The organism is uncultured Anaerococcus sp. (assembly GCF_963510575.1).
Classification (GTDB): domain Bacteria; phylum Bacillota; class Clostridia; order Tissierellales; family Peptoniphilaceae; genus Anaerococcus.
Genome location: NZ_CAUPFR010000128.1, coordinates 1 through 4199 on the forward strand (window position 1 = coordinate 1; position 4199 = coordinate 4199).

Genomic DNA, 4199 nt, shown 5'->3' on the forward strand with positions numbered 1-4199 from the left:
ATAATCCATCATTTGTGCTTCATCATCGCCTGCTTCTCTTTTTCTAACTTGGTCTTCAAATCTTGCTCTTTGGTCTTCAGCATCGTTTAATTCTGAGAAGGCATTGCCGATTTCTGCTCCAGAAACAAAGGCTTCAAACCTGTATGTTAGGGACCTATCGTCATTCTTTCTTTTGGCTAGTGGTGATATTTCTACTGGGTAATCAGTGATGAAAGTAGGTTGGATTAGCTTATCTTCAACAAATTCGTCAAAGAATTCTGCTATGATTTCGCCTCTTGTTTCCTTTACTTCCACACCTTTTTCCTTGGCAATGGCTTTGGCTTCTTCGTCAGTTTTAATTTCGTTAAAGTCAACACCAGAATATTCCTTAACAGCTTCTATCATTGGAATTCTCTTCCATGGAGCCTTTAATTCGATTTCATGGCCGTCAAATTCTACGAGGGTTGTGCCCTTTACTTTTTTGGCAACGTGCTCTACCATGTTTTCAGTGATTTCCATCATATCTTCATAGTCGCCGTAGGCTTGGTATAATTCCATGGCGGTGTATTCTGGGTTGTGGGTTGCGTCCATTCCTTCGTTTCTGAACATCCTACCGATTTCATATACCCTATCAAAACCACCTACGATTAGCCTTTTTAGGTAAAGTTCGTTGGCAATTCTTAGGTACATATCGATGTCTAGGGTGTTGTGGTGGGTGATAAATGGACGAGCTGTAGCTCCACCTGCTATTGTATTAAGTATTGGAGTTTCTACTTCTAAGAATCCCCTACCGTCCAAAAATTCTCTTATAGCTGAAATTATTCTTGATCTTTGAACAAAAACTTCTTTTACTTCAGGATTTACAATTAAGTCAATATATCTTTGTCTATATCTTAAATCTGGGTCCTTTAGGCCGTGCCATTTTTCTGGAAGCATTTGTAAAGCCTTAGTCAATAGATAAGACTTTGATACTTCTATAGATATTTCACCTTGGTTGGTCCTAAAAACCTTGCCTTCAACACCGATGATATCACCGATATCGTATTTTTTAATATATTTAAAATCATCGCCGATAACATTTTTACGATTTACAACCTGGATTTGTCCAAGATCATCTTGGACATCCATAAAGCTCATGTTACCATGGCCTCTCTTAGCAAGGATTCTACCTGCTACCCTTACCTCTGTGTCTTCATACTTTTCAAAGTTATCCTTGATTTCTTTTGAGCTTATCCTATTTTTAAAATTAACTATACGGTGTGGATCTCTACCCTCTTCCTTAAGTTCATGAAGTTTTTCTCTTCTGATCTTAAGCATTTCATTTAAGTCTTGAATATTTTCAGCCATTTTTTCTCCTTACTTAATCTTCTTAATCACAAAATACATCTTGCCATTTGGAGTTTCTACTTCTACCCTCTCGCCAACCTTATGGCCTATAATAGCTTCTCCAACTGGTGATTCATTAGAAATATACCCTTCTAATGGGTTTGATTCAGCTGTTCCTACGATTTTGTATTCTACATCTTCATCAAAATCTTCATCATAAAGTGTAACAGTATTACCAACCCCAACAGTATCAGAGTTTTCAACAACTTCGATAGTCTTGGCATTTCTGATCATGTCTTCTATCTTCATGATTCTAGATTCAACTTCACCCTGTTCATTCTTTGCCTCATCGTAATCAGCATTTTCAGAAAGGTCACCGAAGCTTCTTGCTATTTTGATTTTTTCTGCCATTTCAGGACGTTTTTTCGTTTTTAAATACTCTAGTTCGTCCTCTAATTTTTCTAATTTTTCCTTAGTTAATATTACTTCTTTCTTCTCTGTCATTGTAATCACCTAAAATTTTTCTATATTCATCTAGCAGGTCAAAAATTTCCTTGCTAGTATGTATCTTATTTACTCTGTCCCTATATTCGCTTGACATATAAAGACCCTTGATGTACCAACCAACGTGTTTGCGCATTTGATTTATAACTAGCCTTTCATCCTTAAACTTAAGGGCTAATTCATAATGCTCTTTAATTTGAGAAATTATCTCATCAAATGTAACTTTTTTGTAGGAGCCTTTTTCTAAATATTCCTTTATATATCGAAATATGAAGGGATTTCCCATAGCCCCTCTGGCAATCATTGCCCCATCAGCTCCTGTTACTTCCATCGCCTGAATAAAATCTTCTGGAGTAAAAATATCCCCATTTGCTATTACTGGTATAGTCACATTTTCTTTTAGATTTTTTATAGCCTGCCAATCAGCCTTGCCTGAATACATGGCCTTTCTAGTCCTAGCGTGAAGGATTAGGTAATCAGCTCCAGCTTCTTCCATGGCCTTGGCATTTTCTATATAATTTATAGAATTATCATCTACCCCAAGTCTAAATTTGATATTAATTATTTTATCAGTCGCTTCCCTCAAAGCCTTGGTAATCTTATATACCTGATGAGGATTTTTTAAAAGGGCAGAACCCTCTCCATTATTAAAAATTTTGGGAGCTGGGCAACCCATATTAAAGGAAATTTCTTTGATATTTGTAAGTGGATTTATCTTTTCTTCGACAACCCTTTTTATCTTGTTAACATCCGAACCAAATATTTGAATATTGGCATTTTTTTCCATATCTGATATAAACATGATATCAGCTGTAGCCTTGTTATCAAAAGATAGGGCATTCACAGAAACCATTTCTGTAAAGGTCTTATCGCATCCATTTTGCTCACAAACTATCCTAAAGGCAGTATCTGTTACACCCGCTAGGGGTGCTAGCATTACTTGTTTATCTACCACGGTTTCTCTCATAGATTATCCTTAGGCCTTCAAGCATGAGGTCTGGCTCTATGGTTTCTATATACTTACTGGATTGGGAAATTAGTTCCGAAAAACCGCCTGTAGCTATTACATGAATATCTTTTTTGTCCACACCCACTTTTTCGACTATTTCATCTTCGATAGTCTCTATAAGCTTATCAATCATACCTATATAGCCAATTACTATACCTGCATTGATAGCTTCTGAGGTAGATTCTGTGATGGCTGTGGTAGGTTGTTTAAGTTCAATTTTTGGAAGTTTTGCAGTCTTACCAAAGAGTCCGTCTTGGGCAATTTTTATACCTGGAGCGATGACTCCTCCAAGATACCTGCCATCTGATGTAACCACGTCAACAGTTATAGCTGTACCCATGTCCACAACTACAGATGGACCACCATATTTTTCATAGGCTGCTACTGCATCTACGATCCTATCTGCCCCAACCTCACTTGGATTTGCGTAATCAATAGTAATACCAGTATAGGTATCACAATTTACTGTTTTTGCTTCCTTACATAAAAGCTTCCTGTTAGCTGATTCCCAATTGTATAAAACATCTGGAACCACACAGGAAATCATGGTGTCATCAATATCCTCTACCCTTATGTTGTGGATCATAAACATATTAAATAAAGTAGCAACTAATTGATCGCTTGTGCTTTTCAAGTCAGTTGCCACTCTAAATCTAGCCTTTAAATTTTCCTTATCGTAAATACCTATAACAGTATTTGTATTTCCAATATCTATAACCAGTAACATATATACTTCCTTTGTTTAATTTAGCTCTTATATGATACGGTTAAATAGGCTTTTTTTCAAGCTTATTTGCCTAGTTTATACTTTCTTATAAGCTCATTTATTTCTTCTATGTCTTCTTTTTTGACTTTTACACTCTCACGACTTGTATTATTATCCTTTTTTATAGCCATAACAAGCTCGCCCCTGTTTGTGTCAAAACCCCATTTTTTGAGCTCTTTAAAACTAACAAAACCAGAATTAAGGAGCATACCATTTTCAGCTATATATAGTTTGCTTAGGGTAAAAATCATAAAAACAATTGCCAAAACAATCATTACCCCGGCAGTCATCATAGAATTTTTATCATTCATCTTAAAACCATTAACAAGGTTTACCCCACCAACTACAATGAGGATAGAAAATAAAATCATTTCCATAGATGTAAGTGGTCTTTTAAAACCAATGGCATTTTCTCCCAATATTTTTTTATCTCTAGCTTGTTTAAAGAGCCTATAAATAAAAAATACAGTAATCGCTGCATATAAAACTAGTATTATCCTATCAAATCCTTGCATCCTTTTCTCCTTTTTTTATTTTACAAAATAAAATAGGCCCTAAGACCTATTTTATATCCTCTATATCTTCATAAACTGATCTTCTAAGTACACCTATATA

General features: G+C 35.5%; 5 protein-coding genes. All 5 read right to left on the minus strand.

The genetic code is table 11. The features are described from left to right. On the minus strand, positions 1-1326 hold a 1326-nt coding region (gene lysS, locus RQ907_RS07890; protein WP_311492828.1), incomplete at its 3' end, for a lysine--tRNA ligase. Between the two features lie 9 nt (positions 1327-1335). Further along, positions 1336-1809 carry a transcription elongation factor GreA gene (greA, locus tag RQ907_RS07895; protein ID WP_311492829.1) on the minus strand — a complete coding sequence of 158 codons (474 nt, stop codon included), beginning with the start codon at positions 1807-1809 and terminating at the stop codon, positions 1336-1338. Beyond that, positions 1778-2776, minus strand: a complete 999-nt coding sequence (dusB, locus tag RQ907_RS07900) for a tRNA dihydrouridine synthase DusB (protein WP_311492830.1) — start codon at positions 2774-2776, stop codon at positions 1778-1780. Before dusB ends, greA begins: the two co-directional genes overlap by 32 nt. Then, positions 2754-3545 carry a type III pantothenate kinase gene (locus tag RQ907_RS07905; protein WP_311492831.1) on the minus strand — a complete coding sequence of 264 codons (792 nt, stop codon included), beginning with the start codon at positions 3543-3545 and terminating at the stop codon, positions 2754-2756. The genes dusB and RQ907_RS07905 overlap by 23 nt, the downstream gene beginning before the upstream one ends. 62 nt (positions 3546-3607) lie before the next feature. Then, positions 3608-4099, minus strand: coding sequence for a DUF986 family protein (locus tag RQ907_RS07910; protein WP_311492832.1), 492 nt, complete (start codon positions 4097-4099; stop codon positions 3608-3610). Positions 4100-4199: the final 100 nt, after the last annotated feature.